The 25375-nt window shown below is 66.4% G+C and carries 26 protein-coding genes; 21 read left to right on the top strand and 5 right to left on the bottom strand.

Features of this window, described 5'->3' with window-relative positions:
• Positions 1-24: 24 nt before the first annotated feature.
• Together IEV56_RS00930 and IEV56_RS00925 are read right to left on the bottom strand one after the other, a co-directional pair.
• A complete protein-coding gene (locus tag IEV56_RS00930) occupies positions 25-444 on the bottom strand; it encodes a hypothetical protein (RefSeq protein ID WP_188446789.1) in 420 nt (139 codons plus the stop codon).
• Positions 445-524: 80 nt separating this feature from the next.
• On the bottom strand, positions 525-956 hold the full coding sequence (locus IEV56_RS00925; protein ID WP_188446787.1) for an HIT domain-containing protein: 432 nt from the start codon (positions 954-956) through the stop codon (positions 525-527).
• 58 nt (positions 957-1014) lie between these two features.
• On the opposite strand from IEV56_RS00925, the gene rimO reads away from it, so the two are divergent.
• On the top strand, positions 1015-2355 hold the full coding sequence (gene rimO / locus IEV56_RS00920; protein ID WP_188446785.1) for a 30S ribosomal protein S12 methylthiotransferase RimO: 1341 nt from the start codon (positions 1015-1017) through the stop codon (positions 2353-2355).
• A gap of 256 nt (positions 2356-2611) precedes the next feature.
• Here the strand turns inward: rimO and greB are convergent, their stop codons facing one another.
• Complete coding sequence (gene greB, locus IEV56_RS00915) at positions 2612-3109, bottom strand: transcription elongation factor GreB (protein ID WP_188446783.1); 498 nt, start codon at positions 3107-3109, stop codon at positions 2612-2614.
• Positions 3110-3194: 85 nt separating this feature from the next.
• Here greB and IEV56_RS00910 point away from each other — a divergent pair, with 85 nt between their 5' ends.
• On the top strand, positions 3195-4625 hold the full coding sequence (locus tag IEV56_RS00910; protein ID WP_188446781.1) for a lytic transglycosylase: 1431 nt from the start codon (positions 3195-3197) through the stop codon (positions 4623-4625).
• A gap of 64 nt (positions 4626-4689) precedes the next feature.
• Here the strand turns inward: IEV56_RS00910 and IEV56_RS00905 are convergent, their stop codons facing one another.
• Positions 4690-6744: a 3-hydroxyacyl-CoA dehydrogenase NAD-binding domain-containing protein gene (locus IEV56_RS00905; protein ID WP_188446779.1), complete on the bottom strand. Its 2055-nt coding sequence runs from the start codon at positions 6742-6744 to the stop codon at positions 4690-4692.
• Between the two features lie 136 nt (positions 6745-6880).
• On the opposite strand from IEV56_RS00905, the gene rpoE reads away from it, so the two are divergent.
• The 10 genes from rpoE to recO all read left to right on the top strand — a co-directional run bounded on the left by rpoE (position 6881) and on the right by recO (position 15932).
• Positions 6881-7471, top strand: coding sequence for an RNA polymerase sigma factor RpoE (rpoE, locus tag IEV56_RS00900; RefSeq protein ID WP_188446776.1), 591 nt, complete (start codon positions 6881-6883; stop codon positions 7469-7471).
• Positions 7468-8142 carry a hypothetical protein gene (locus tag IEV56_RS00895; RefSeq protein ID WP_188446774.1) on the top strand — a complete coding sequence of 225 codons (675 nt, stop codon included), beginning with the start codon at positions 7468-7470 and terminating at the stop codon, positions 8140-8142. The genes rpoE and IEV56_RS00895 overlap by 4 nt, the downstream gene beginning before the upstream one ends.
• Entirely contained in the window at positions 8139-9056 is a 918-nt protein-coding gene (locus tag IEV56_RS00890; RefSeq protein ID WP_188446772.1) for a MucB/RseB C-terminal domain-containing protein, read from the top strand. Before IEV56_RS00895 ends, IEV56_RS00890 begins: the two co-directional genes overlap by 4 nt.
• A gap of 37 nt (positions 9057-9093) precedes the next feature.
• Positions 9094-10560, top strand: coding sequence for a DegQ family serine endoprotease (locus IEV56_RS00885; RefSeq protein ID WP_188446770.1), 1467 nt, complete (start codon positions 9094-9096; stop codon positions 10558-10560).
• An 87-nt stretch (positions 10561-10647) separates the two neighbouring features.
• Positions 10648-12441 (top strand): translation elongation factor 4, encoded by a 1794-nt coding sequence (lepA, locus tag IEV56_RS00880; RefSeq protein ID WP_188446768.1) that lies wholly within the window; start codon positions 10648-10650, stop codon positions 12439-12441.
• 15 nt (positions 12442-12456) lie between these two features.
• The gene (gene lepB / locus IEV56_RS00875) at positions 12457-13263 is read left to right on the top strand and encodes a signal peptidase I (protein WP_425488555.1); all 807 of its coding nucleotides are present in this window, start codon (positions 12457-12459) and stop codon (positions 13261-13263) included.
• A 15-nt stretch (positions 13264-13278) separates the two neighbouring features.
• On the top strand, positions 13279-13662 hold the full coding sequence (locus IEV56_RS00870) for a DUF4845 domain-containing protein (RefSeq protein ID WP_188446764.1): 384 nt from the start codon (positions 13279-13281) through the stop codon (positions 13660-13662).
• A 4-nt stretch (positions 13663-13666) separates the two neighbouring features.
• A complete protein-coding gene (gene rnc / locus IEV56_RS00865; protein WP_188446762.1) occupies positions 13667-14314 on the top strand; it encodes a ribonuclease III in 648 nt (215 codons plus the stop codon).
• Complete coding sequence (era, locus tag IEV56_RS00860; RefSeq protein WP_188446760.1) at positions 14311-15219, top strand: GTPase Era; 909 nt, start codon at positions 14311-14313, stop codon at positions 15217-15219. Before rnc ends, era begins: the two co-directional genes overlap by 4 nt.
• Positions 15219-15932, top strand: a complete 714-nt coding sequence (gene recO / locus IEV56_RS00855; RefSeq protein ID WP_188446758.1) for a DNA repair protein RecO — start codon at positions 15219-15221, stop codon at positions 15930-15932. Before era ends, recO begins: the two co-directional genes overlap by 1 nt.
• Here recO and IEV56_RS00850 read toward each other — a convergent pair.
• Positions 15925-16578 (bottom strand): response regulator, encoded by a 654-nt coding sequence (locus tag IEV56_RS00850; RefSeq protein WP_188446756.1) that lies wholly within the window; start codon positions 16576-16578, stop codon positions 15925-15927. The two genes, recO and IEV56_RS00850, sit on opposite strands and share 8 nt — an antisense overlap.
• Before the next feature lie 75 nt (positions 16579-16653).
• Here IEV56_RS00850 and rlmD point away from each other — a divergent pair, with 75 nt between their 5' ends.
• From rlmD to smc, 9 genes are all read left to right on the top strand, one after another.
• Positions 16654-17973 carry a 23S rRNA (uracil(1939)-C(5))-methyltransferase RlmD gene (rlmD, locus tag IEV56_RS00845; protein ID WP_229730121.1) on the top strand — a complete coding sequence of 440 codons (1320 nt, stop codon included), beginning with the start codon at positions 16654-16656 and terminating at the stop codon, positions 17971-17973.
• Positions 17973-18479, top strand: coding sequence for a CYTH domain-containing protein (locus IEV56_RS00840; protein ID WP_188446754.1), 507 nt, complete (start codon positions 17973-17975; stop codon positions 18477-18479). Before rlmD ends, IEV56_RS00840 begins: the two co-directional genes overlap by 1 nt.
• Positions 18473-19474: a beta-N-acetylhexosaminidase gene (gene nagZ, locus IEV56_RS00835; protein WP_188446752.1), complete on the top strand. Its 1002-nt coding sequence runs from the start codon at positions 18473-18475 to the stop codon at positions 19472-19474. The genes IEV56_RS00840 and nagZ overlap by 7 nt, the downstream gene beginning before the upstream one ends.
• A complete protein-coding gene (locus tag IEV56_RS00830) occupies positions 19474-20016 on the top strand; it encodes a hypoxanthine-guanine phosphoribosyltransferase (RefSeq protein WP_188446750.1) in 543 nt (180 codons plus the stop codon). Before nagZ ends, IEV56_RS00830 begins: the two co-directional genes overlap by 1 nt.
• Before the next feature lie 5 nt (positions 20017-20021).
• Positions 20022-20789 (top strand): S-methyl-5'-thioinosine phosphorylase, encoded by a 768-nt coding sequence (locus IEV56_RS00825; protein WP_188446748.1) that lies wholly within the window; start codon positions 20022-20024, stop codon positions 20787-20789.
• A gap of 75 nt (positions 20790-20864) precedes the next feature.
• The gene (locus IEV56_RS00820; protein ID WP_188446746.1) at positions 20865-21068 is read left to right on the top strand and encodes a cold-shock protein; all 204 of its coding nucleotides are present in this window, start codon (positions 20865-20867) and stop codon (positions 21066-21068) included.
• A gap of 35 nt (positions 21069-21103) precedes the next feature.
• Positions 21104-21403: a YciI family protein gene (locus IEV56_RS00815; protein WP_188446744.1), complete on the top strand. Its 300-nt coding sequence runs from the start codon at positions 21104-21106 to the stop codon at positions 21401-21403.
• Complete coding sequence (locus IEV56_RS00810) at positions 21400-21675, top strand: BolA family protein (RefSeq protein ID WP_188446741.1); 276 nt, start codon at positions 21400-21402, stop codon at positions 21673-21675. The genes IEV56_RS00815 and IEV56_RS00810 overlap by 4 nt, the downstream gene beginning before the upstream one ends.
• 191 nt (positions 21676-21866) lie before the next feature.
• Positions 21867-25370, top strand: a complete 3504-nt coding sequence (gene smc / locus IEV56_RS00805) for a chromosome segregation protein SMC (protein ID WP_188446739.1) — start codon at positions 21867-21869, stop codon at positions 25368-25370.
• Positions 25371-25375: the final 5 nt, after the last annotated feature.

Genomic DNA, 25375 nt, shown 5'->3' with positions numbered 1-25375 from the left:
TCAAATAGATTGGCTATTTATTTCTCATAACAGCTTCGGAGATTTCGCTGATTTAACAGTGCATTTTCCATGAGCGGTAGATTCACTGATGCCGGTGGGCAGTTCAAGCTTTGTACGTGTAACAACGGTAAGATCTGTGCGGTTTATATCAATTATCGTCGTGTATGAAGCCGATAGGCCTGCATGTGTCACACTGGTAAGGCGAATCACGCTCGGTAACGTGTCTTTGGCGTAGATTTTTATTCCACATGTTCTTTCTTGAGCGCATTCTGCGCTTAAGCCAAAAAATTCAACCTCTGCTTTATTAGACTCGTCATCTACTTTGGCGTAAATAACTTGCTCCATATTTTTATCTGTCGTTTGTCTGCACTCGATATTCTTAGTGACTGCAAACGCAGCGGGAGTTGTTGCGACAACTGCTGCAGTAAGAATCCAGCGAATCATTAAAAATTTCCCCATTTGTATAAAGTCGTTATGAGCATTAGAGCGCCACAAACCACTTTAATCTTATGCTGGAATTTTGGTCAATTAGAAAAAGTCTCAGAAATTGAAGTTATTAGAAGACTTATAATTCTGCCTGCCTCGGCCTCGCCATACGGCTGCCGCTGACCGGAATTCCACACCGGTGCCGGCCAGGCCGCATCGCCGTCATGGCGCAGGATCACATGGATGTGCAGCTGCGGCACCACATTGCCCAGCGCCGCGATGTTGAGCTTCTGCCCGTGCGGGAACACGGACTGCAGGGCGCGGGCGGCGGCGTTGATTTCGGCCTGCAGCTGCAGCTGGTGCTCGGTGCCCAGGTCCGGCCATTCGCGCACGTTCGGCACCCGCGGCACCAGGATCAGCCAGGGGAAGCGGGCGTCGTCCATCAGCCCGATGCGGCAGAGCGGGGCGTCCAGAAGGAAATGCGTATCGGCCTCCAGGCGGCCGTCGAGTCGGAATTCAGGCTGATTCATCAATGGCTTGGCCGGGAACGGTATAATCCAAGGCCCAGTATCCGGTCCCCGTTCCCGCATGTCAAAGTCCAATCCGAAAGTCGGTTTCGTCAGCCTCGGCTGCCCCAAGGCGCTGGTCGATTCCGAGCGCATCCTGACCCAGCTGCGGGTGGAGGGCTACGACATCGTGCCGACCTACGACAAGGCCGACGTGGTGGTGGTCAACACCTGCGGCTTCATCGACTCGGCGGTGGAGGAATCGCTGGACGCCATCGGCGAGGCCATGGCCGAGAACGGCAAGGTCATCGTCACCGGCTGCCTGGGCAAGCGCCCGGAGCAGATCCGCGAGCAGTTCCCGGATGTGCTGTCCATCTCCGGCCCGCAGGACTACCAGAGCGTGATGGGCGCGGTGCACGCCGCGCTGCCGCCCAAGCACGACCCGTTCATCGACCTGGTGCCGGACTACGGCATCAAGCTCACGCCCAAGCACTACGCCTACCTGAAGATCTCCGAGGGCTGCAACCACCGCTGCAGCTTCTGCATCATCCCGTCCATGCGCGGCGATTTGGTCTCGCGGCCGGTGGACGACGTGCTGCGCGAAGCCGAGAAGCTGGTGCGCGGCGGCGTGCAGGAACTGCTGGTGATCTCGCAGGACACCAGCGCCTACGGCGTGGATGTGCGCTACGCCGAGCGCACCTGGCGCGACAAGGCCTACCAGACCCGCATGAAGGACCTGTGCGAGGGCCTGTCGGAGCTGGGCGTGTGGAGCCGCCTGCATTACGTGTACCCGTACCCGCATGTGGACGACATCATTCCGCTGATGGCCGAGGGCAAGCTGCTGCCGTACCTCGACATCCCGTTCCAGCACGCCAGTCCGCGCATCCTGAAGGCGATGAAGCGCCCGGGCGCGGTCGACAAGAACCTGGAGCGCATCCAGCGTTGGCGCGAAATCTGCCCCGATCTCACCATCCGCTCCACCTTCATCGTCGGCTTCCCGGGCGAAACCGAGGAAGACTTCGAGCAGCTGCTGAGCTTCATCGACCAGGCCGAGCTCGACCGCGTCGGCGCCTTCGCCTATTCGCCGGTGGAGGGCGCGACCGCCAACGAGTTGCCGGGCGCGGTGCCGGAGGAGGTCAAGGAAGAACGCTTGGCACGCTTCATGGAACTGCAGGCCGAAATCAGCGCCGAAAAATTGCAGCGCAAGGTCGGCAGCGTGCAGCAGGTGCTGGTCGATGCCGTCGACGGCGAACTGGCCATCGCGCGCTCGAAGGCCGACGCCCCGGAAATCGACGGCTTGGTGCAGATCCAGGACGGCGAACGCATGGGCCTGAAGCCCGGCCAATTCGTGGACGTCACCATCATGGGCGCCGACGAGCACGACCTGTTCGCCTTGGTCGATCTGGATAACGCGGATTTTTGAGTCGGCGTTGCGCCGATTTTTTACTACCCCGCCCTTCGGGCACCCCTTCATGAATGAAGGGGATTAAAAACATCAAGCCGCTTGGATAAACTCCCCTTCGTTTACGAAGGGGTGGCGCGAAGCGCCGGGGTAGCGCTTTTAAATGCCGAAGGGGTAGCGCTTTTAAATGCCGAAGGGGTAGCGCTTTTAAATGCCGAAGGGGTAGCGCTTTTAAATGCCGAAGGGGTAGCGCTTTTAATTCCGAAGGGCAGGGGGATTACTCGTACCGCACCGACACCAGCACGAAGTTGGCACGGCCGGTCGGCAGTTCCACTTCGAATTCGGCGTCCACCGCTTTGTTCAATACCGCCCGCGCCAAGGGCGAGTCGATGCTGATCCAGCCGCGTTTGGCGTCGGTTTCGTCCGGGCCCACGATGCGGTGCGTGCGCGCGTTGCCGTCTTCGTCCTCCAGCTCGAACCAGGCGCCGAAGAACACCTTCTCGCGCGGCGCGCGGGAGCTGTCCGGCACCTTCAGTACCTCGATGCGCTTGCTCAGGTAGCGCACGCGCCGGTCGATCTCGCCCAGCTGCTTCTTGCGGTAGGTGTATTCGGCGTTTTCGGAGCGGTCGCCCTCGGCCGCGGCCGCGGCCAAGGCCTTCACCACCTCCGGCCGGCGCACGTGCCAGAGCTCCTGCAGCTCGGCGCGCAGGCGCTCCAGGCCCTCGCGGGTGATCAGGGCGGTGGATTTCTCGGGTGGCGGTCGCCAGCGGCTCATCGGTTCATGAAAATTTAATGGAGTCCGGACCGTCGATGGGGAATAATGACGGCTGTATAGCTTAGTGCATCGCCCGGGAGTTTTCATGCGTCATCTGTTCGTCACCGCTTTCCTGCTGCTCGCCGCCGGCGCCGTCCAGGCCGCCAAACCCAAGCCCGAGGAGGCGCTGTATGCGCGCATGGAGGTCACCGTGCAGGCCTACCAACAGGCCTGGAAGCGCTACGAAGCCGGCGACGAAGCCCAGCTGCTGGCGATGAACGCCGCCATCGAGGACATGGAAGAGCACGCCAACGCCTGCTTCAAGCTGCGCAGCTGTTCGCGCAGCACGCTGATCAGCGCCTACGAGCGCATGATCAAGCACCACGACATGCCATCGCCGGCAGTGGTGCGTCTGCCCAACCCGGAAAGCCTGCCGGCCATCGACAGCACGGTGAAGTTGCTCGGTTCGCGCATCGAACTGCTGGCCAAGTACAACGAACCGGTGCAGGCCGCCATCGGCAACTGGCTGACGGTGAACCGCGCGTTCTTCATGGATTCCTGGGAGAACTACCAGTACATGCGTTACCTGATGGCGCCGGAATACGAGAAGGCCGGCCTGCCGGAGGCGCTGCTGTTCGGCATGATGACCAAGGAGTCCGGCGGCAAGGCGCATTCCACCTCGCGCGCCGGCGCCTCCGGGCCGCTGCAGTTCATGCCGTCCACCGGCCGCCGTTTCGGGCTGGACGTCAGCGCCGGCCGCGACATGCGCTACGATCCGCAGTACGCCGCGCGCGCCAATGCCGAATACATGAACGAGCGCTTCGAGGAACTGAACAAGAGCCTGGAGATGGCGATCGCCGGCTACAACGGCGGCGAAGGGCGGGCACGGCGCATTTACGGCGAGCGCGGCGGCGAATTCTGGCAGGAGCGCGTGTACAAGGAATGGCCGGCCGAAACCCGTGACTACGTGCCGGCGGTGATCGCCGCGGCCTGGCTGTTCCTGCACGGCGAGGACTACGGCCTGACTTTCCCGAAACTGGATTACACCCCGGCCAGCTTCACCCTGCAGCGCCCGAGCAGCATCAACGAGCTGACCATCTGCCTGGGCAATCCGCACAACCAGTTCGGCTGGTTCCGCGTGCTGCGTAACCTCAACCCGCATTACGAACCGAACCAGTTCATCGGCCAGGGCACGGTGCTGCGCGCGCCGCAAAAATTGGTGGAAAGCTACCAGGCCAACTGCCTGTCGGGCCCGCGCGCCGAGTTGGCGCGCACGCTCAGCCAGGCACGCAAGACGCCGGTGTTCGCCGCGCCGGAACCGGTGCTCGTTGCCGCCGAAGCGCCGGCCGAGGGTGTGACCGCCGCGCCGGAAACCCATGCCGGCAAGTACACGGTCAAGCCGGGCGAGACGCTGATGATGATCAAGCGCACGTTCGATTGCGACCTGCAGCGCCTGATCAAGGAAAACGACCTGTCGCCGCCGGATTACATCATCCGTCCGGGCCAGGACATCAAGCTGATCGGCTGCCGCAAATAAGCGGTTTTGATGTGCAAGAAAAAAGCCGGGCGATGCCCGGCTTTTTCGTGTGCGGCGTTCCGGCTTACAGCGCGTCCCAGCCGGCTTTGGGCGTGAAGCGCGCGCCGTATTTGGCCTCCAGTTCGCGCAGTTTGGCCAGGCAGGCGTCGCGGCCGACGGCCTTGATGTGCTCGATCGGGCCGCCGCGGAACGGCGCAAAGCCGGTGCCGAAGATGACGCCGGCGTCCAGCAGTTCGGCATCGCCGACCACGCCCTGGTGCAGGCAGGACACCGCTTCGTTCAGCAGCGCGAACACCAGGCGGTCCTGCAGGTCGGTCGGGGCTTGGTAGCCGTTCGGCAGTTCCGGTTTGACCGGCTTGCCGTCCTTCCAGGCGTACAGGCCTTGGCCGTCCTTCTTGCCGCGCTTGCCGTCTTCCACTTTGAATACATCCGGCAGCTCTTGGCCATGGAACGCGGCCATGATCTTGCCGACGCTGGCGGCCACGTCCAGGCCGACGGTGTCGACCAGTTCAATCGGGCCCATCGGCATGCCGAAGTCGAGCGCGGCCTTGTCGATGGCGCGGCCCGGAATGCCTTCGCTGAACGCCAGGATCGCTTCCTGCATGTACGGCGCCAGGATGCGGTTGACCAGGAAACCCGGCGTGCCGGCGACCGGCACCGGCAGCTTGTCGATGGCGCGGCAGAACGCGGCCAGGCGGCGTTCGGTTTCCGGCGCCATGCCGTCGTGGCGCACGATTTCCACCAGCGGCATCATCGCCACCGGGTTGAAGTAGTGCAGGCCGGCGAAACGCTCGGGGTTGGCGAGCTTGGAACGCAGCAGGTCGAGCGCGATCGAGCTGGTGTTCGACACCAGCAGCGCGTCCGGCTTCATCTTCGGTTCCAGCGCGGCGTACAGCGCCTGCTTGGCGTCGAGGTTTTCGAAGATGGCCTCGATCACCAGGTCGGCCTGGGCCACGCCGTCGCCGGCCACGTCGGCGCGCAGACGGGCGGCGGTGGCTTCGCGCTTGCCGGCGTCCTTCACCTTCTTGCCGAACAGCGCCGCGGCGCGGTCCAGCGCCGGCTGGATGTACTGCATCTCGCGGTCCTGCAGGGTCACCTCGAAGCCGCGCAGGGCGCACCAGGCGGCGATGTCGCCGCCCATCACGCCGGCGCCGATGACGTGCACGTGGCGGATGCCCGGGTCCGGCTTGCCGGCCCCATCCTTGCCGCCCAGCGATTTCAGGCGTTCCATCAGGAAGAAGATGCGGGTCAGGTTGCGCGCGGTCGGGCCTTGGGCCAGCTTCACCACCGAATGCGCTTCCTGCACCAACGCCGCCGGCACCGGCAGGCCGCCGGCGCGCACCCAGGTGCTGATCAGGCTGTACGGCGCCGGGTAGTGGTCCTTGCGCGCCTTGCGCGCCACCTGTTTGACCAGCACGCCCGACAGCAGCTTGCGGGCCGGCAGGGTGTTGGTCAGCCAGGCGGTGGCGCGCTGCTTGAACGGACGCTGCACGCCGCGTTCGATCAGTTCCACGGCTTTGGCCATCATCAGCGCCGGTTCGGTCACCGCGTCGACCAGGCCGATGGCGCGGGCCGCCGAGGCCGACAGCGCACGGCCGGTCAGCATCATGTCGAACGCGGCCGGCGCGCCGACCAGGCGCGGCAGGCGCACGCTGCCGCCCCAGCCCGGATAGATGCCGAGTTTCACTTCCGGCAGGCCGATGCGGGTGCTGGCGTCGTTCGAGGCCACGCGGATGGCGCAGGCCAGGCTCAGCTCGGTGCCGCCGCCCATGCAGTGGCCGTGGATCAACACGGCGGTCGGGCAGGGCAGTTCGGCGATGCGCTGGAAGATGTTCTGGCCGTTGCGGATCGAATCCAGGACGGTGCCCTTGGCGTCGAATTCGGCGAATTCGGAGATGTCGGCGCCGGGGATGAAGCCGGCGGCCTTGCCCGAACGGAACACCACGCCCTTCGGCGGCGCCAGCGCGATCCGTTCCAGCAGAGCGTCCAGCTCCATCAGCACGGCCTGGCACAGGGCGTTGACGCTCGCGTCCTGGCGGTCGAGGGTGAGCACCAGGATGCCGTCGTTACGGGTTTCGACATGCCAATGCCGGGAGGTGAGGCCGCTGAACTGGTTCATACATTCGTTTGATTGAAATTAAAGTAAGCTTATCTTCACCGCTTTGGCGCCGGCGGTCAATCGCCGGGAACTTTTTCCGGCCTCCGGCGACCAACCCGTAGCCGATGGCTGCAGACGAAACGGAGATCCGGGCCCGATGGCCGAACACGAAATCGACGCCGAACTGGTCCGCAAGGCCCAGAAAGGGGACAAAACCGCCTTCGACCTGCTGGTGCGCAAGTACCAGCACCGGATCGCGGCCGTGGTCAGCCGCTTCGTGCGCGACCACGGCGAATGCCAGGACGTGGTGCAGGATAGCTTCATCAAGGCCTTCCGCTCGCTGCCGGGCTTCCGCGGCGACAGCCAGTTCTACACCTGGATGTACCGGATCGCGGTCAACACCGCCAAGAACCATCTGGCCAGCCAGAAACGGCGGCCGGGCGCCGACGTCGAGATCGAGGACGCCGAGTTCATCGACGGCGGCGTGTACGTGCAGGACAACGATACGCCGGAGCAGGAACTTCTGCGCGAAGAAGTTGCCCAAGTGGTCAGCAAGGCGCTGGCGGCCTTGCCGGACGAGATCCGGCAGGCCATCACCCTGCGCGAGATGGAAGGGCTGTCCTACGAGGAAATCGCCGAGGTCATGGGTTCGCCCGTCGGCACCGTCCGATCCCGCATCTTCCGCGCACGCGAGGCGATCGACGCCCGCCTGCGTCCCCTTTACGAGCAACAGCGAGTCAGGCCATGAAACCGATCAGCGAAACCGACCTGGAACAACTGAGCGCCTACATCGACGGCGAACTGCACGGCAGCGAGCGGCGCTTCTTCGAGAAACGCCTGGCCGCCGATCCCGGTCTGCGCGCGGCCTGCGAACGCGCCTGGCTGGCGTCCACGGTGCTGAAGGCGCAGCCGTTCCGCCTGATGCCGGAAACCAGCGCGACCGACATCTGCGCCCGTTGCGACGGCGCTCCGAACCGCGGCCGGGCCTGGGCCTTGGTCGCATCGCTGGCGGCGTTGACCGTGGCGGTCGGTATCGGCTATCGGCTCTGGCCGGATGCCGAACCCAATACGCCCGAAACCGTCGAGCTGGCCGCCAAGCCGGCCTCGCGCGCCGTGCTCAAGCCGGCCGGCGCCGCCGCCACGGTGCAGTCGGCGCCGGTGGTGCGCCGCAACCTGCAGCGTCCGCAATTGGCCGATAACGCCACGCCTGCCCCCACCGCTGCGGCCGCGGACGATCCGAGCGGCTTCGAGTTGAACGAAGCGACCCGTTCCAAGACCTGGCCCAAGCGCGATCAGGCGCTGGACGATTATCTGGTGCGCCACAACCAAATGAGCGGCAACGCCGCCAGCGACTTGATTTCCTATGCCGAGCTGCTGTCCGAGCCGGACGCCGCGCCCGAGCCGCAGGAGCGCCCGTGAGACGTCAGGCCGCCATCCTCTTGCTGTGCGCGCTGACGGCCTTGCCGGCGTCGGCGGCCGAAGACGGTTCCTGGCTGCAGAACGGCAAGGACTGGGTGCGCCAGCTCTGGCGCGATGACGCCCGCCAGTGGCTGGAACGCATCGACGGCGCGGTGCTCAACAACGAATACCAGGGCGTCATCGTATTCGCCCAGGGCGACCGCATCGAGTCGCTGGCGGTCGAGCACCGCATGCGCGACGGCGTCGAAACCCTGCGCCTGCGCACCCTGTCCGGTCCGCCGCGCGAACTGCTGAAGCGCAACGGCAAGATCCAGAACGATTCGCTCGGCGGCGACGCGCCGACTTCCGGCGCGGCCTCGGCGCAGACCACTTTCAGCCAGTTCGGCCGCCTGGCGCGCAACAAGTGGTACAAGGCGTCCTTGGCCGAGCAGGGCCGCATCGCCGGCCGGCCGGCGCAGGTCATCGAGGTGCGCGCGGCCGATGCCTGGCGTTACGGCTACCGCCTGTGGCTGGACCAGGAGACCGGGTTGCCGCTGAAGATCATCACCTTGGACGAGCGCGGCTACACGGTCGAGCAGGTCGCCTTCACCCAGATCCGCATCAGTCCGGCCAAGGGCAAGCCGGCCGGCCAACGGCCGCCGGCACCGAAGGCCTTGGACAATCCGTTCAAGGACGTGAAAGGCTTCCAGCTGGTGGCCCGCGGCCGCAAGGGCGCGTCCGAACACTATCTGTTCAGCGACGGCTTGGCCAGCGTGTCGCTGTATGTCGAACCGGCCGCGGTCAAGGACAAGGCGCAGATGCGCAAGGATTCGGTCAACGGCCTGATGTTCGCCGACGGCAGCACGCGCTACGTGGTGCTCGGCAAGGTACCGGTCGCCACCTTGGAGCGCATCCTGGCCGCCGCCCGGCGCTGAATTCCCCCCGAAACTCCGTCGTCAACGAGGAATGCCCATGTCGAAGTTCTCTCCCGTATCCCGTTTTGCAGTCGGTTTCTTCAGTTGCGCCCTGCTGGTGGCCTGTTGGCAGCAGGCCCAGCAACCGGTGCAGGCGCAGAGCGCGCCGGCGGCCAACGCCGCGCCGCTGGTGTCCTTGCCGGATTTCAGCGCCTTGGTCGAGCGCACCGGTCCGGCCGTGGTCAGCATCGAAGCGCGCGGCGAATCCCGCAGCGCCCGCGCCGAGGGCCCTGACGACGAGCAGATGCAGGAATTCTTCCGCCGCTTCTTCGGCCAGCCGATGCCCGGTCAGCCCGGCCCGCAGGCGCCGCGCCGCGGCGGCACCTCCTACGGTTCCGGCTTCATCATTTCGGCCGATGGCTACGTGCTGACCAACCACCACGTGATCGAGGGCATGGACACGGTCACCGTGCATCTGGCCGATCGCCGCGAGCTGCCGGCCAAGCTCGTCGGCTCCGATCCGGCCACCGACGTGGCGCTGCTGAAGGTCGAGGCCCGCGGCCTGCCGGTGCTGGCCGTCGGCGATTCGGACGCGGTCAAGCCCGGCCAGTGGGTGGTCGCCATCGGTTCGCCGTTCGGCTTCGACCATTCGGTCACCGCCGGCATCGTCAGCGCGCTCGGCCGTCCGAGCGTGGACGGCAGCCAGCGCTACGTACCGTTCATCCAGACCGACGTGGCCATCAACCGCGGCAACTCCGGCGGCCCGCTGCTGAACACGCGCGGCCAGGTGGTCGGCATCAACTCGCAGATCTTCAGCAATTCCGGCGGCTACATGGGCGTCAGTTTCGCCATCCCGATCCGCACCGCGATGAACGCGGTCGAGCAGCTGAAGGCCACCGGCACCGTGCAGCGCGGCCAACTCGGCGTGCAGGTGCGCGACGTGCAGTCCGAGGAACTGGCCGAGCTCGGCCTGAAGACCGCCGAAGGCGCGTTCGTGGCCAGCGTGCAGAACGGCAGTCCGGCCGCCAAGTCCGGCATCCGCGCCGGTGACGTGATCACCGCGTTCAACGGCCAGGCCGTGGTCGAATCCTCCGACCTGCCGCCGCTGGTCGGCGCGCTCAAGCCCGGCAGCAAGGCCCAGGTCACCCTGCTGCGCGACGGCCGCCGGCAGTCGGTGCCGGTGGTGCTGACCGCCCTGGACGAGTCGCTTGCCGCCGGTCCGGGCCGTCCGGCCGCCCCGGCCGACGCCGCCAAACTCGGCTTCAGCGTCACCGAGGTCACGCCGGCCACCCGCCGGCGCCTGGACATCGCCGAGGGCGGCGTGCAGGTCGCGCGCGTCAGCCAGCCGATGCTGGCCCGCGCCGGCATCAACGAGGGCGACGTCATCCTCGAGGTCGGCCGCCAGCCGGTGGCCTCGGTCGCCGCCTTCAACAAGGCCCTCGCCGGCATCAAGTCGGGCGAACGGGTCCGGCTGCTGGTCCGCAACGAACAGAGCACCGCGATCGTGGTCCTGGAAATGCCGTAAGAAATTGATTCTGGGGCGGAAACCCTGCCTCAGACGCGGTCCCATGTGCGATAATGATCGGCTAGCGTTTTCCGACAAAGCGAACCCATGCAGCATATCCGCAACTTCTCCATCATCGCGCACGTGGACCACGGCAAATCGACTCTGGCCGACCGCATCATCCAGATCTGCGGCGGCCTGCAGGACCGCGAGATGGAGGCGCAGGTGCTCGACTCCAATCCGATCGAGCGCGAGCGCGGCATCACCATCAAGGCCCAGTCGGTGTCGCTGCCGTACACCGCGAAAGACGGCAAGACCTACCAGCTGAACTTCATCGATACCCCCGGCCACGTCGACTTCAGCTATGAAGTCTCGCGCTCGCTGGCCGCCTGCGAAGGCGCGTTGCTGGTGGTCGACGCCGCCCAGGGCGTCGAGGCGCAGTCGGTGGCCAACTGCTACACCGCGGTGGAGCAGGGCCTGGAAGTGGTGCCGGTGCTGAACAAGATCGACCTGCCGACCGCCGACATCGAGCGCGTGAAGGGCGAGATCGAAGCGGTGATCGGCATCGACGCCTCGGATGCGGTGGCCATTTCGGCCAAGACCGGCCTGAACGTGCGCGACGTGCTGGAGGCCATCGTCGAGCGCATCCCGCCGCCGAAACCGGTCGACACCGGCCATCTGCAGGCGCTGATCATCGACTCCTGGTTCGACAACTACCTGGGCGTGGTCTCGCTGGTGCGCGTGGTGCAGGGCGAGATCAAGCCCGGCGACAAGATCCTGGTGATGTCCACCGGGCGCGTGCACCAGGTCGACGAGGTCGGCGTGTTCACGCCCAAGCGCAAGGTGCTGGGCAAGCTCTCGGCCGGCGAAGTAGGCTGGCTGAACGCCTCGATCAAGGACGTGCACGGCGCGCCGGTCGGCGATACCCTGACCCTGGCCGGCAACCCGGCCAGCGAGCCCCTGCCGGGCTTCCAGACCATGCAGTCGCGCGTGTTCGCCGGCCTGTTCCCGGTCGACGCCGAGGACTATCCGGCCCTGCGCGAGGCGCTCGACAAGCTCAAGCTCAACGACGCCGCGCTCAACTTCGAGCCGGAAAGCTCGGAGGCGATGGGCTTCGGCTTCCGCTGCGGCTTCCTGGGCATGCTGCACATGGAGATCGTGCAGGAGCGCCTGGAGCGCGAGTACGACCTGAACCTGATCTCGACCGCGCCGACCGTGGTGTACGAGGTGTTGCTGACCGACGGCACGGTGATGCCGCTGGACAACCCGGCCAAGCTGCCGCCGGTCAATAAGATCGACGAGATCCGCGAGCCGGTGATCCTGGCCACCATCCTGACCCCGCCGGATTACGTCGGCAACGTCATCACCCTGTGCGAGGAGAAGCGCGGCTCGCAGCAGGGCATCAACTACATGGGCAGCCAGGTGCAGATCAGCTACGAGCTGCCGATGGCCGAGGTGGTGACCGACTTCTTCGACCGCCTGAAGTCGGTGTCGCGAGGCTACGCCTCGCTCGACTACCACTTCCTGCGCTTCGACGCCGGCCCGTTCGTGCGCGTCGACGTGATGATCAACGGCGACCGGGTCGACGCCATGTCGATGATCCTGCACCGCGCGCACGCCGAACGCCGCGGCCGCGAGCTGTGCGAGAAGATGAAGGACCTGATCCCGCGCCAGATGTTCGACGTCGCCATCCAGGCCGCGGTCGGTTCGCAGATCATCGCGCGCTCCACGGTCAAGGCCATGCGCAAGAACGTGCTGGCCAAGTGCTACGGCGGCGACGCCACCCGCAAGAAGAAGCTGCTCGAGAAACAGAAGGAAGGCAAGAAGCGGATGAAGCAGTTCGGCAAGGTCGAGATTCCGCAAGAAGCGTTCATGGCCGTGCTGTCGGTCGACAACAAATAAGGATTGCCCGTGAAGATCGATTTCGCCCTGATTCTGACCCTGCTGGCCCTGGTCACCGGCCTGGTCTGGCTGGCCGACAAGCTGGCGTTCGAGAAGCGCCGCAAGGCCGCCGACCCGGAGGCCAAGGATCCGGTGCCGGTCGAGTACGCCAAATCGCTGTTCCCGGTCATCTTCGCGGTGCTGGCGCTGCGTTCGTTCCTGGCCGAGCCGTTCCGCATCCCGTCCGGCTCGATGATGCCGAACCTGCTGATCGGCGACTTCATCCTGGTCAACAAGTTCGATTACGGCATCCGCCTGCCGGTGCTCAATAAAAAGGTGGTCGAGATCGGCCAGCCGGCGCGCGGCGACGTCATGGTGTTCCGCTATCCGGGCATGGGCGAGGGCGATCCGGCCGCCGGCACCGATTACATCAAGCGCGTCATCGGCCTGCCGGGCGACACCGTGAGCGTCGAGGAGAACCGGGTCGCGGTCAACGGCGTGCCGTTCACTTATGCCGAAGACGGCGTGTTCATCGGCGAAGGCGTGTCCAGCGAGATGACCGGTTCGCGCATCTACACCGAAACCCTGGAGGGCCGCCGCCACGCCATGCTGGAGATGGACGGCGTGCCGCTGGGTTACCGCCACAACGGCAGCTGGACGGTGCCGGCCGGCCATTACTTCGTGATGGGCGACAACCGCGACCGCAGCGCCGACAGCCGCGAATGGGGCTTCGTGCCGGAGCGGAACATCGTCGGCCGGGCGATGGTAATATGGCTCAACTGTTCGGGTTGGTTCTGCACCGACAGCTTCCAGCCTTCGCGCATCGGCACCAAAATCGACTAACGGGAGAGCCATACCATGCAACGCACCCAACAGGGCATGACGCTGATCAGTTTCATCCTCATCCTGGCGCTGGCCGCTTTCTTCGGCTTCCTGGCCATGCGCCTGTTCCCGGTGTACTCGGAGTATTACAGCGCGGTCAACGACATCAAGGCCGTGACCCAGGCCGCCGGCGCCCAGAACCAAGGCCTGCCGCAGATCAAGGACAGCCTGTACCGCCGCTTCCAGATCAGCTACGTCGACAACATCAACCTCGACAAGAACGTCAAACTGGTCAACGGCCCGGCCGGCAAGACCCTGGAGCTGAACTACGAAGTGCGCAAGCCGCTGATGTACAACCTCGACTTCGTGGCCAAGTTCGAGCGCAGCTTCCCGGTTTCCGGACAGCCGGGCGTCGAGTAAGCGGTTGCTGGACCGGTTCAACAATCCCGCCTTGCTGGAACAGGCGCTGCGCCACCGCAGCGCCGGAAAACCGCATAACGAACGCCTCGAGTTCCTTGGCGACGCCGTGCTCGGCCTGCTGGTGTCCGAGGCGCTGTACGCCAAATTCCCGACCGCCAGCGAAGGCGACCTGACCCAGGCGCGTTCCCTGCTGGTGCGCGAGCCGGTGTTGGCCGACATCGCCCGCGAGCGCGACCTGGGCGCCCGCCTGCAGCTTGGGCCGGGCGAGATGAAGACCGGCGGCCACCGCCGCGATTCGATCCTGGCCGACGCGGTCGAGGCGGTGATCGCCGCAGTCTATCTCGATGCCGGCATCGACGCCGCCCGCCGGCTGGTGGCCGAATGGTTCGGGCCGCGCCTGCAGTTGGTGCCGGCGCGTTCGGCCGGCAAGGACCCCAAGACCCGTCTGCAGGAATGGCTGCAGTCCAAACAGCATCCCTTGCCCGCGTACCGCCTGGTGCAGGCCACCGGCAGCGAACACGAACGGGTGTTCGAGGCCGAGTGCCTGATCGAGCAGCTCGCCATCCGCACCCAGGGCCGCGGTTCGTCGGTGAAGGCCGCCGAAGCCGAGGCCGCGCAGCAGGCGCTGATCCTGCTAGGAAAAGCCAAATGAACGACAACGCGTCATCCCATCCTTACCGCGCCGGTTTCGTGGCCGTGATCGGCCGCCCGAACGTGGGCAAGTCGACCTTGGTCAACGCTCTGGTCGGCAGCAAGATCAGCATCGTGTCCTCGCGGCCGCAGACCACCCGCCACCGCATGCTCGGCATCGCCAGCTTCCCGGAAGGCCAGCTGGTGCTGGTCGATACCCCCGGCATCCACGCCAAACAGAGCCGGGCGATGAACCGGCACATGAACCGGGCCGCGCGCGGCGCGGTCAGCGACGTGCACGCCTCGGTGCTGGTGGTCGAGGCCGGCCGTTGGCACAGCGACGACACGCTGGCCTACCAGGCGCTGAAGGACTCCGACGTGCCGGTGCTGCTGGCGATCAACAAGATCGACAAGCTCAAGGACAAGGACGCGCTGTTGCCGTTCATCAAGGAGGTCACCGACGGCCGCGCCTTCGACTCGGTGCACCTGATCTCGGCGCTGAAAGGCAAGGGCACCGCCCATCTGGTCAAGGCGCTGTTGGCGCACATGCCGGAGTCCGAACCGCTGTACGACGAGGACGAGATCACCGACAAGAGCCAGCGCTTCCTGGCCGGCGAGCTGGTGCGCGAGCAGCTGATGCAGCGCCTGGGCGACGAGCTGCCGTATTCGGCCACGGTCGAGATCGAGAAGTTCGAGGTCGATGGCGCATTGCTGCGCATCGGCGCGGTGATCTGGCTGGAGCGCGAAGGCCAGAAGGCCATCGTCATCGGCAAAGGCGGCCAGCAGCTGAAGGCGATCAGCGCCGCGGCCCGCATCGGCATGGAGAAGCTGTTCGGCGCCAAGGTGTTCCTGGAGACCTGGTGCCGCGTGCGCGACGGCTGGTCCGATGACGAAGCCGCGCTGCGTCGCTTCGGCTACAACGACTGATGCGCGTCGAGTGGCAGCCGGCATTGGTGCTGCACAAGCGCGCCTACCGCGAGACCAGCCTGCAGCTCGAACTGCTGACCCGCGACCACGGCATCGTGGCCTTGGTGGCCAAGGGCGTGACCGGCGCCAAGAACCACATCCTGCGCGCCCAGCTGCAGCCGCTGCAGCATATCAAGGCCAGCTTCCTGCTGAAGGGCGAGCTCGGCACATTGACCCAATCCGAAGCCCTGCCGCCGCCGCTGGCGTTCGCCGGCGAACGGCTGATGGCCGGGCTGTACCTCAACGAGCTGGTGCTGAAGCTGTGCCCGCGCCATGACGCCGACAACGAGCTGTACCAGCGCCTGCTGCAGGCGCGCGCCGAGCTGGCCGGCAACGGCGACCTCGCCTGGTTGGTACGCCGTTTCGAGCGCGACCTGGTCGGCCATCTGGGCTTCGTCACGCCCTGGTCGTTCACCGCCAGCGGCGAGGAAATCGGACCGGAGCGGCATTACCGCGTGCACCCGGAGCTGGGCCTGATGCCCTGCGGCGCGGAAGACGCCGGCGCGCTGGTCGGTGCCGAGTGGCTGGCGTTCAATGCCGACCGCATGCCGTCGCGTCCGGCGTTGGCGGTGTTGCGCGGCGTGTTGCATGCCGCCATCGCCTCGCATCTGGGCAAATCGCTGCCGCGCAGCTGGCAGATGATCGGCGAGTTGAGCCGATCGCTGCTCAAATAGCGGCCAAGGTTTCGGCGCAGACGCATTCGAAACGTGCCAGCGCCTCCGGGCCGGGCGCGGCTTCCAGCGCGCGGCATTCGGCCAACAGGCGTTCAGCGCCGAGAAAGCCGCAACTGGCCTTGAGCTTGTGCAGCACGTCGCCCAAGGTCTTCAGGTCACCGGCGTCCAGCGCCGCGCGCACCGCGGCCGACATCGCCGGCACTTCGGCCTGGAACAGAGCCTTCAGGCTGGCCACCGCCTGCGGGTTCTGCGCCAGCGCGCGCAGGGCCTTGTCGGGATTCCACAGAGGTGCGCTGTCCAGACCGCACAGGCGCAGCACCGCGGCATGCAAGTCGCCGACCGGCATCGGTTTGGCCATGGCCTCGGCCGCGCCGGCCGCCAGCAGGCGCGTTCGGGTCGCGGCATCGAGCTCGGCGCTGAGCGCCAGCACCGGCACGCCGGGCGGAAATTCACCGATGGCGCCGAACAGGTCGCCGTCCGGCAGGTTGCAGTCGGATACGATCAGGTCGAACCGGCCTTGCCGGAACGCGTCGCGGGCCTCGCGGAAGCTGGCGCAGGCGCGCCATTGCACCAGCAACCGGCCGATGGCCTCGCCGAGGTAGGCGCGGCTGATGTCGTCGTCTTCGATCAACAGGATGTCGGTCATGGCGGTTCCGGGCCGGCGGTCCCATCCGCGGCCGATAATCTGCGAAAATAGCGTTTTGCATCCGGGAATCCCATTGTGGCACGAGGCGGCGTCAAAGCGAAACGCGAATACGAGCTCGACATCGTCGACCTGAGCCATGACGGCCGCGGCGTCGCGCGGGTCGAGGGCAAGACGGTGTTCGTCAGCGGCGCGCTGCCGGGCGAACGCGTACGCGCGCAGCAGACCGGCCGCAACCGGCACTTCGACGAAGCCAGGACCCTGGAGGTGCTGCAGGCCTCGCCGGACCGCGTCGTGCCGGAATGCCCGCATTTCGGCGTCTGTTCGGGCTGCGTGCTGCAGCATCTGGCGCCGGCGCGCCAGATCGAGGCCAAGCAGTGCACGCTGACCGAGAACCTGCAGCGCATTGGGCATGTGCAGCCGGAGTCGGTGCTCCCGGCGATGGTGTCCGAGCCCTGGGGCTATCGGCGCAAGGGCCGTTTTTCGGTGCGCTATGTCGAGAAGAAGGGCGGGGTGCTGGTCGGCTTCCGCGAGACCGATCCGCGCTTCGTGGCGCAGCTGGCCGGCTGCCGCACGGTGGTGCCGACGGTCGATGCCCTGATCGTGCCGCTGACCGAATTAATTGGCGCCATGCAGGCCAAGCGCGAAATTCCGCAGGTGGAGTTCATCCAAGGCGACGGCCCGGTGGCCTTGGTGTTCCGCCATCTGGCGCCGCTGGCGGCCGACGATCTGGCCTTGCTGCAGGCCTTCGGCGACGCGCACGGCGCGCAGATCTTCCTGCAGCCCGGCGGCGTACACACCCTGCATCCGCTGCGCGACGGCTACCCCGAGCTCGGCTTCGACCTCGGCGAAGACATCCGTTTCACCTTCCGTCCGCTCGATTTCATCCAGGTCAACGCCGCGCTGAACCGGCGCATGATCGACAAGGCCATCGAGCTGTTGGCGCCGACCGCCGACGACGTGATCCTCGACCTGTTCTGCGGTCTCGGTAATTTCACCCTGCCGCTGGCCAAGCATGCCGGGCAGGTGGTGGGCGTGGAGGGCGACCACGGCTTGGTGGCACGCGCCAAGGCCAACGCCGAACGCAACGGCATGACAAACGCCGAATTCTTCGCCGCCGACCTGACCCAGGACCTGTCGGCCCAGCTCTGGAAAGGCCAGCGCTTCAGCAAGCTGCTGCTCGATCCGCCGCGGGCCGGCGCCATCGAGGTGCTGAAGCAGCTCGACCTGCGCGGCGTCGGCCGCATCGTGTATGTGTCCTGCCATCCGGCCTCGCTGGCGCGCGATGCCGGCTATCTGGTGCAGGAGCGCGGCTACCGGCTGGTGGCCGCGGGCGCCATGGACATGTTCCCGCAGACCGCGCACGTCGAATCCATCGCCGTGTTCGAGGCCGTCTGATGGCGATCGAGATCGAACGCAAGTTCCTGCTGGCCGGCGACGGTTGGCGCGCCCAGGCGCACCATGCCCTGCGCATCGCCCAGGCCTATCTCAACGACGGCGCGGCGCTGGCCGCCGGCCGCGAGCAGTGCTCGGTGCGCGTGCGCATCTGCGGCGAGCAGGCCAATCTCAACATCAAGTCGCGCGAGCTCGGCGCCAGCCGGCAGGAGTTCGAATACCCGATTCCGCCGGCCGATGCCGAAGCGCTGATGGCCTTGTCCTGCGACGGCCGCATCGACAAGATCCGGCATCTGGTGCAGGTCGGCGCGCACCTGTGGGAGATCGATGAATTCCGCGGCGACAACGCCGGCCTGGTGGTGGCCGAGATCGAGCTGTCGCGCGTCGATGAACCGTTCGAGCGGCCGTCCTGGCTCGGCCGCGAAGTCACCCATGAGCGCCGGTATTACAATCTGGCGTTGGCGGCCCGGCCGTTCGCGCACTGGACGGCGGAGGAGAAAGCATGCTGATCATCGGTCTGGAAGGCCACACCGTGAGCGCCGCAGAACGCGGCCATCTGCAGCATCCGGCGGTGGCCGGCGTCATCCTGTTCGCGCGCAATTTCGCCTCCAAGGCCCAGTTGCAGGACCTGTGCGCCGATATCCGCGCCAGCGCGCCGCGGCCGCAGCTGATCACCGTCGACCAGGAAGGCGGACGCGTGCAGCGCTTCCGCGACGGCTTCGCCAAACTGCCTTGCCTCGAGGACATCGGCGCCGCGGCCGGCCGCGGTCTGCCGGCGGCCTTGGCCATGGCGAAAGAACACGCGTACCTGATGGCGGCGGAAGTGATCGCCAGCGGCCTGGACCTGAGCTTCGCGCCGGTGGCCGACCTGGGCCGCGGCAACCTCGCCATCGGTAACCGCGCCTTCAGCGCCGAACCGGAGACGGTGGCGGAATTCATCGCCGCCTACGTGGCCGGACTGCGCGAGGCCGGCATGGCCGCGACTCTCAAGCATTTCCCCGGCCACGGCTCGGTGCTGGCCGATACCCATTTCGACGAAGCGGTCGATGACCGGCCCTTGGCCGACATCGAAGCCCTCGATCTGGTGCCGTTCCGCGCCGGCTTGGCTGCCGGCGCCGAGGCGGTGATGATGGCGCATGTGCGCTATCCGCAGGTGGCGCCGGATCCGGCCGGCTATTCGCCGTTCTGGATCCAGACCCTGCTGAAGCAGCGCCTCGGTTTCGCCGGCGTGGTGTTCAGCGACGACATCGGCATGGCCGCCGCCGAAAGCGTTGGCGGCGTGCGCGCGCGCATCGAAAAACATCTGTCGGCCGGTTGCGACGCGGTGCTGGCCTGTCCGCCGGCCTGCGTGCCGGACGCCATCGAGGCGATGGCCGTGCGCGAGTACCCGCTGGCCCGGCTCGACCGGCTGCGCGCGGCGCGCGCCTTCGACTGGGCCGCGTTGCCCGGCGATTCCCGTTATCTGGCCGCGTGCGCGGCCCTGAACGCGTTGGAGCGTGTCTGATGAAACATACCTTCGAACAGCTGCTGGCGGCTTCCGACTGCCTGTACGACCGGGACGCGGTGGAGCAGGCCATCGACCGCATGGCCGAGAAGATCCGCAAGGATTTCGACGGCCAATTCCCGGTGTTCCTGACCCTGATGAACGGCGGCATGTTCTTCGGTGCGCGTCTGGCGCTGCAGCTCGGCATCGACGTCGAATTCGACTACGTGCACGCCACCCGTTACCACGGCACCACCACGGGTTCGGGCCTGGCTTGGTTGCGCCGGCCCGGCGCCGTCATCGAAGGCCGGCCGGTGTTGCTGGTGGATGACATTCTGGACGAAGGCCATACCCTGAAGGCGGTACGCGACTGGTGCGAGGACCAGGGCGCCACCAAGGTCAAGATCGCGGCGATGACGGTGAAGCAGCACGACCGCTGCGTACCCGGCCTGATAGCCGACTACATCGGCCTGACCGTGCCGGACCGCTACGTGTTCGGTTACGGCATGGACGTCAACGAACACGCCCGCAATCTGCCGGGCATCTACGCGATGAAGGATTGAGCGCCATGAACGACATCGCATTGGCCGTCATCGGCGGCACCGGCGTGTACCGTCTGCCGGGCGTGACCTGGCGCGACAGCGTGGAGGCCGATACCCGCTACGGCCGGCCCTCGGGCCCCGTGCGCATCGCCGACATCGATGGCCATGCCGTGGCGTTTCTGGCCCGGCATGGCGAGGGGCACGGCGTGCCGCCGCATCAGGTCAATTACCGCGCCAATCTACAGGCCCTGCACGATCTGGGTGCGCGCCGGGTGCTGGCGGTGAACACCGTCGGTGGCATTACCGAGGCTTACGGCCCGCGCGTGATGGCGGTGCCGGACCAACTTATCGACTACACCTGGGGCCGCATCAGCACCCTGTGCGAGGAGCCGGGCACCGAGGTCCTGCACGTCGATTTCGGCGATCCGTACACCGAAGACCTGCGGCAGGCCATCCTGTCCGCCGGCGCCGCGGCCGGCATTCCGCTGGTGGCCGGCGGCTGCTACGGCGCTACCCAAGGCCCGCGCCTGGAGACCAAGGCCGAAATCCGCCGCCTGCGCCGCGACGGCTGCAATCTGGTCGGCATGACCGGCATGCCGGAGGCGGGCCTGGCGCGCGAGCTCGGCTTGGACTACGCCAGCCTGTGCGTGGTGGCCAATTGGGCTGCCGGTTGCGATCCGCAAGACACCGAAATCACACTGGCCGAGGTGCTGGCCAACGTCGACTCGGTCATCGGCCACCTGATGCCGATTATCCGGGGCGTGCTGGACGCCGAAAAAACACTTGGCAAGTAAACGCCGTTTGTGCATACTCTGGATTCACCGGCGATTCATGTTGGTGAACAATCAATCTTCAAACGGGGTGTTGCAATGAGTGTGGGTACGGTCAAGTGGTTCAATGACGCCAAGGGTTTCGGTTTCATCGCGCCGGAAGACGGCAGCGAGGACATTTTCGTGCATTTTTCGGCCATCGCCTCCGAGGGCTTCCGCTCGCTGAAGGAAGGCCAGCGCGTCACTTTCGACGTGGTGCAGGGTCCGAAAGGCAAGCAGGCCGCCAACGTCGTCGGCGCCTGATCGGTACGGCGGCGCAAGCCGCCGTCCTTTTCCCCATGTGGTACATCGTTTTGGCCAGGGATAACCCGGGTACCTTGGCGCAACGCCTGGCGGCCCGGCCCGCTCATCTGGCGCGCCTGCAGGAACTGCTCGGGCACGGCCGGCTGAAGCTCGCCGGCCCGATGCCGGCCATCGACAGCGAAAATCCCGGCGAGGCCGGTTTCAGCGGCAGCCTGCTGGTGGTCGAGTTCCCGTCCTTGGATGAAGCCAAAACCTGGGCTGATGCCGATCCATACATCGCCGCCGGCGTGTACCGCAGCGTCGAAATCCTGCCGTTCAAGCCGGTGCTGCCGTGAGCGCCGATCGCGTCGAACGCATCCGCGAGGCTTTGACGGCATTGCAGCCGGTCCGGTTGGACATCCGCGATGACAGCGCCAAGCACGCCGGACATGCCGGCGCCCGCGACGGCCGCGGGCATTTCAGCGTCAGCATCGTGTCCGCGGCCTTCGATGGCCTGTCGCCGATCCAGCGCCACAAGCGGGTCTATGCCGCCATGGGCGCACTGATGGACACCGACGTGCACGCCTTGGCCATCGTCGCCAAGACCCCGGCCGAGGCCGGCGCCTAGCGCGTTTCCGGCAAAAAAGCGTAATTTCCTATCGCCCCCGCCGGCCGTACGCGCTATACTGTCAATTGCGTCCTCATTTTGCCGATAAGCATATATAAATCATAAACTTATCGCCGGTATTGAGGGAGAATTCCAGCCCCGCCGCGGAACCCGTTCCGTCGCGCCTTGAGCGAAGACCGAAAACCACATCCATGCGCCTTTCGACCATCAAACTGTCCGGCTTCAAGTCCTTCGTCGACCCCACGGTTTTCCATCTGCCCACGAACATGACCGGCATCGTCGGGCCGAACGGCTGCGGCAAGTCCAACATCATCGACGCCATCCGCTGGGTGATGGGCGAAAGCTCGGCCTCGCGCCTGCGCGGCGACGCGCTGACCGATGTCATCTTCTCCGGCTCCTCGACCCGCAAGCCGGTCAGCCAAGCCACCGTCGAGCTGATCTTCGACAACAGCGAAGGCAAGATCGGCGGCGAGTTCGCGCGCTTCAGCGAGATCTCGGTCAAGCGTTCGGTCAGCCGCGACGGCCAATCCAACTACTACCTCAACGGCTCGCGCTGCCGCCGGCGCGACATCACCGACCTGTTCCTGGGCACCGGCCTGGGCCCGCGCAGCTACTCGATCATCGAGCAGGGCATGATCGGCCAGATCATCGAGGCCAAGCCCGAGGAGCTGCGCGTGTATCTGGAGGAAGCCGCCGGCATCTCCAAGTACAAGGAGCGCCGCAAGGAAACCGAGTCACGCATCAAGAGCACGCGCGAGAACCTCGACCGCCTGAACGACCTGCGCGAGGAGATCGACAAACAGCTCGAGCACCTGAAGAAGCAGGCGCGCGCCGCCGAGCAATACCAGCAGCTGCAGGCCGAGCGCGCCGAGAAGGACGCCCAGCTGAAGGCCATGGACTACCGCCAGCTCGGCATCGAGCTGCACAAGCACCAGGAAGCCCTGCGCGACGGCGAGCTGCAGCTGCAGAAGCTGCTGGCCGAGCAGCGCCACGCCGAAGCGCAGATCGAGCAATGCCGCAGCCAGCAGACCGAGGCCGCCGAGGCGCTGGCCAAGGTGCAGGCCGAAGGCTACCGCGTCAGCGGCGAGCTGGCGCGCATCGAACAGCAGATCCAGCACCAGCGTGAACTCAAGCAGCGCCTGGAGACCGCCCGCGCCGAAGCCGACCAGGCCTTCGCGCAGATCGAGAGCCATCTGGGCGAGGATCAGGCCAAGCTCGACGCCGTGCAGGCCGAGATCGCCGCGCTGGAGCCGAAACTGGCCGCGCTGCAGTCCGAGCAGGACGGCAAGTTGGCGGCGCTGCGCCAGGCCGAGCACGACCTGCAGGAATGGCAGCAGAAGTGGGACGCCTGCCTGAAGGCGCAGGCCGAAGCCACGCGTTGGGCCGAGGTCGAGCGCACCAAGATCGAATACCTCGAGAAGCAGAACCTCGAACTCAGCCGGCGCAGCGAAGCGTTGCAGGCCGAGCGCACCAGCCTCGATCCGGACGCGATCCAAGCCGGTCTGCAGGCCATGGAAGCCGAGCACGCCACCCAACGTGAAAGCCTCGACCGCCTCGCCGCCGAGCTGGAGGAACGCAAGGCCGGACAGCAGGCCCTGGTGGAGGAGCAGCGCCAGAAACAGAACGAGCTGTCGGAAATCCGCAAACAGTCCGAATCGGCGCGCGGCCGTCTGGCCTCGCTGGAAGCGCTACAGCACGCCGCCCTCGGCCAGGAAGACAAGCAGACCAAGGACTGGCTGGGACGCCAAGGGCTCGCGGGCCAGTCGCGTCTGGGTGAGATGCTCGAGGTCGAGGCCGGCTGGGAGTTCGCGGTGGAAACCGCGCTGGGCGCCTTGCTGGAGGCGGTCGCGGTCGACGACAGCGACGCCTTGCTGGCGCATGTCGCCGAAGTCAATCAAGGCCATCTGGCGCTGATCGACCAGACCCGCAGCGGTCGCGGCTTCCCCGACGGTACGCTGGCCGCGCGCATCCAGGGCCCGGACGCCATCCGCATCTACCTGAGCCGCGTGCATACCGCGCCCGATCTGGCCGCCGCCCGTAACCGTCTGGCCGGTCTGGCCGAGCACGAATCGGTCATCACCCCGCAGGGCGAGTGGCTGTCGAAGGGTTTCGTGCGCGTGCTGCGCTCCGGCCACGCCCAACAGGGCAGTCTGCGCCGCGAAGCCGAGATCAAGGCCACCCGCGCCGACATCGAGCGCTTGGCCGAGGACGAAAAACGCGTGCAGGCCGATCTGGCCGCGCTCAAGGACCGGCTGTTGCAGGCCGAGCAGACCCGTGAAGACGCGCAGCGCAGCCTGTATCTGGCGCACCGCGGCGTGTCCGAACTGTCCGGCCAGATCCAGGGCGTGCAGGGCAAGCTGCAGTCGGCGCAGAGCCGCATCGCGTTGATCGACGGCGAGCTGCGCAATGCCGCGCAGACCTTGGATGAAGCGCAAGTGCAGGTGCGCGAGGCGCGTGTTCGCCTGCAGCAGGCGGCCGACGGCATGGGCGAGCTGGAGCGCCAACGCCAGGCGCTGGACGAACAGCGCCGCACGCTCGGCCAGGCGCGCGACGAGGCCCGCCAGCAGCAGCGCGAGCACGCCGACGCCAGCCACCAACTGGCCTTGGCGGCGCAGTCGCACCGGACCGCCGCCGCCGGCCTGCAACAGTCGATCGAACGCCTGCACCAGCAGCGCGTGCAGCTGGTCGCGCGCAGCACCGAATTGGCCGAACAGCTCAAGCACGGCGACAGCCCGATCGAGCAATTGGCCGCCGAACGCCAACGCGTGCTCGACCAGCGCGTGCTGTTCGAGCGCGAGCTGTCCTCGGCGCGCTCCGCGCTCGATGGCGTCGAGCAGGAACTGCGCCGCTACGAGCAGCAACGCCAGAGCGCCGACAGCCAGGCCCTGGCGCAGCGCGAGAAGATCACCGGCGTGCGCCTGCACGAACAGGCGGTGGCCCTGCGCGCCGAGCAGCTGAAGACCGCCATCGAGCAGGCCGGCGGCAGCATCGAGCACGTGCTGGAAAACCTGGGCGAGGAATTCAATCCCGAGCTCTGGGCCAAGAACCTGCTCGACATCGACAACAAGATGCGCCGGCTGGAGCCGGTCAACCTGGCCGCGATCCAGGAGTACGGCGAACAAAGCGAGCGCAAGACCTATCTCGACGCCCAGAACGCCGACCTGACCCAGGCGCTGGAAACGCTGGAGGAGGCCATCCGCAAGATCGACCGCGAGACCCGCGGCCGCTTCAAGGAGACCTTCGACCGCGTCAACGCCGGCGTGCAGGACCTGTTCCCGCGCCTGTTCGGCGGCGGCCACGCGTATCTGGAGCTGACCGGCGAGGACCTGCTCGACACCGGCGTCGCGATCATGGCGCGTCCGCCCGGCAAGCGCGTGTCGAACATCACGCTGCTGTCCGGCGGCGAAAAGGCGCTGACCGCGGTCTCGCTGGTGTTCGCCATCTTCAAGCTCAACCCGTCGCCGTTCTGCCTGCTCGATGAAGTCGACGCGCCGCTCGACGAGGCCAACGTCGGCCGCTTCAGCAGCATGGTGACGGAAATGAGCGAGTCGGTGCAGTTCCTGTTCGTGACCCACAACAAGGCCACCATGGAATCGGCCAAGCAGCTGTCGGGCGTGACCATGCGCGAGCCGGGCGTCAGCCGCATGGTCTCGGTCGACCTGGCCGAAGCCACCCGACTGGCCGGCGTGGCCTAAGCGGA

This window comes from Arenimonas maotaiensis (genome assembly GCF_014638745.1).
GTDB lineage: Bacteria > Pseudomonadota > Gammaproteobacteria > Xanthomonadales > Xanthomonadaceae > Arenimonas > Arenimonas maotaiensis.
This window is presented reverse-complemented; position numbering and strand designations above follow the sequence as displayed.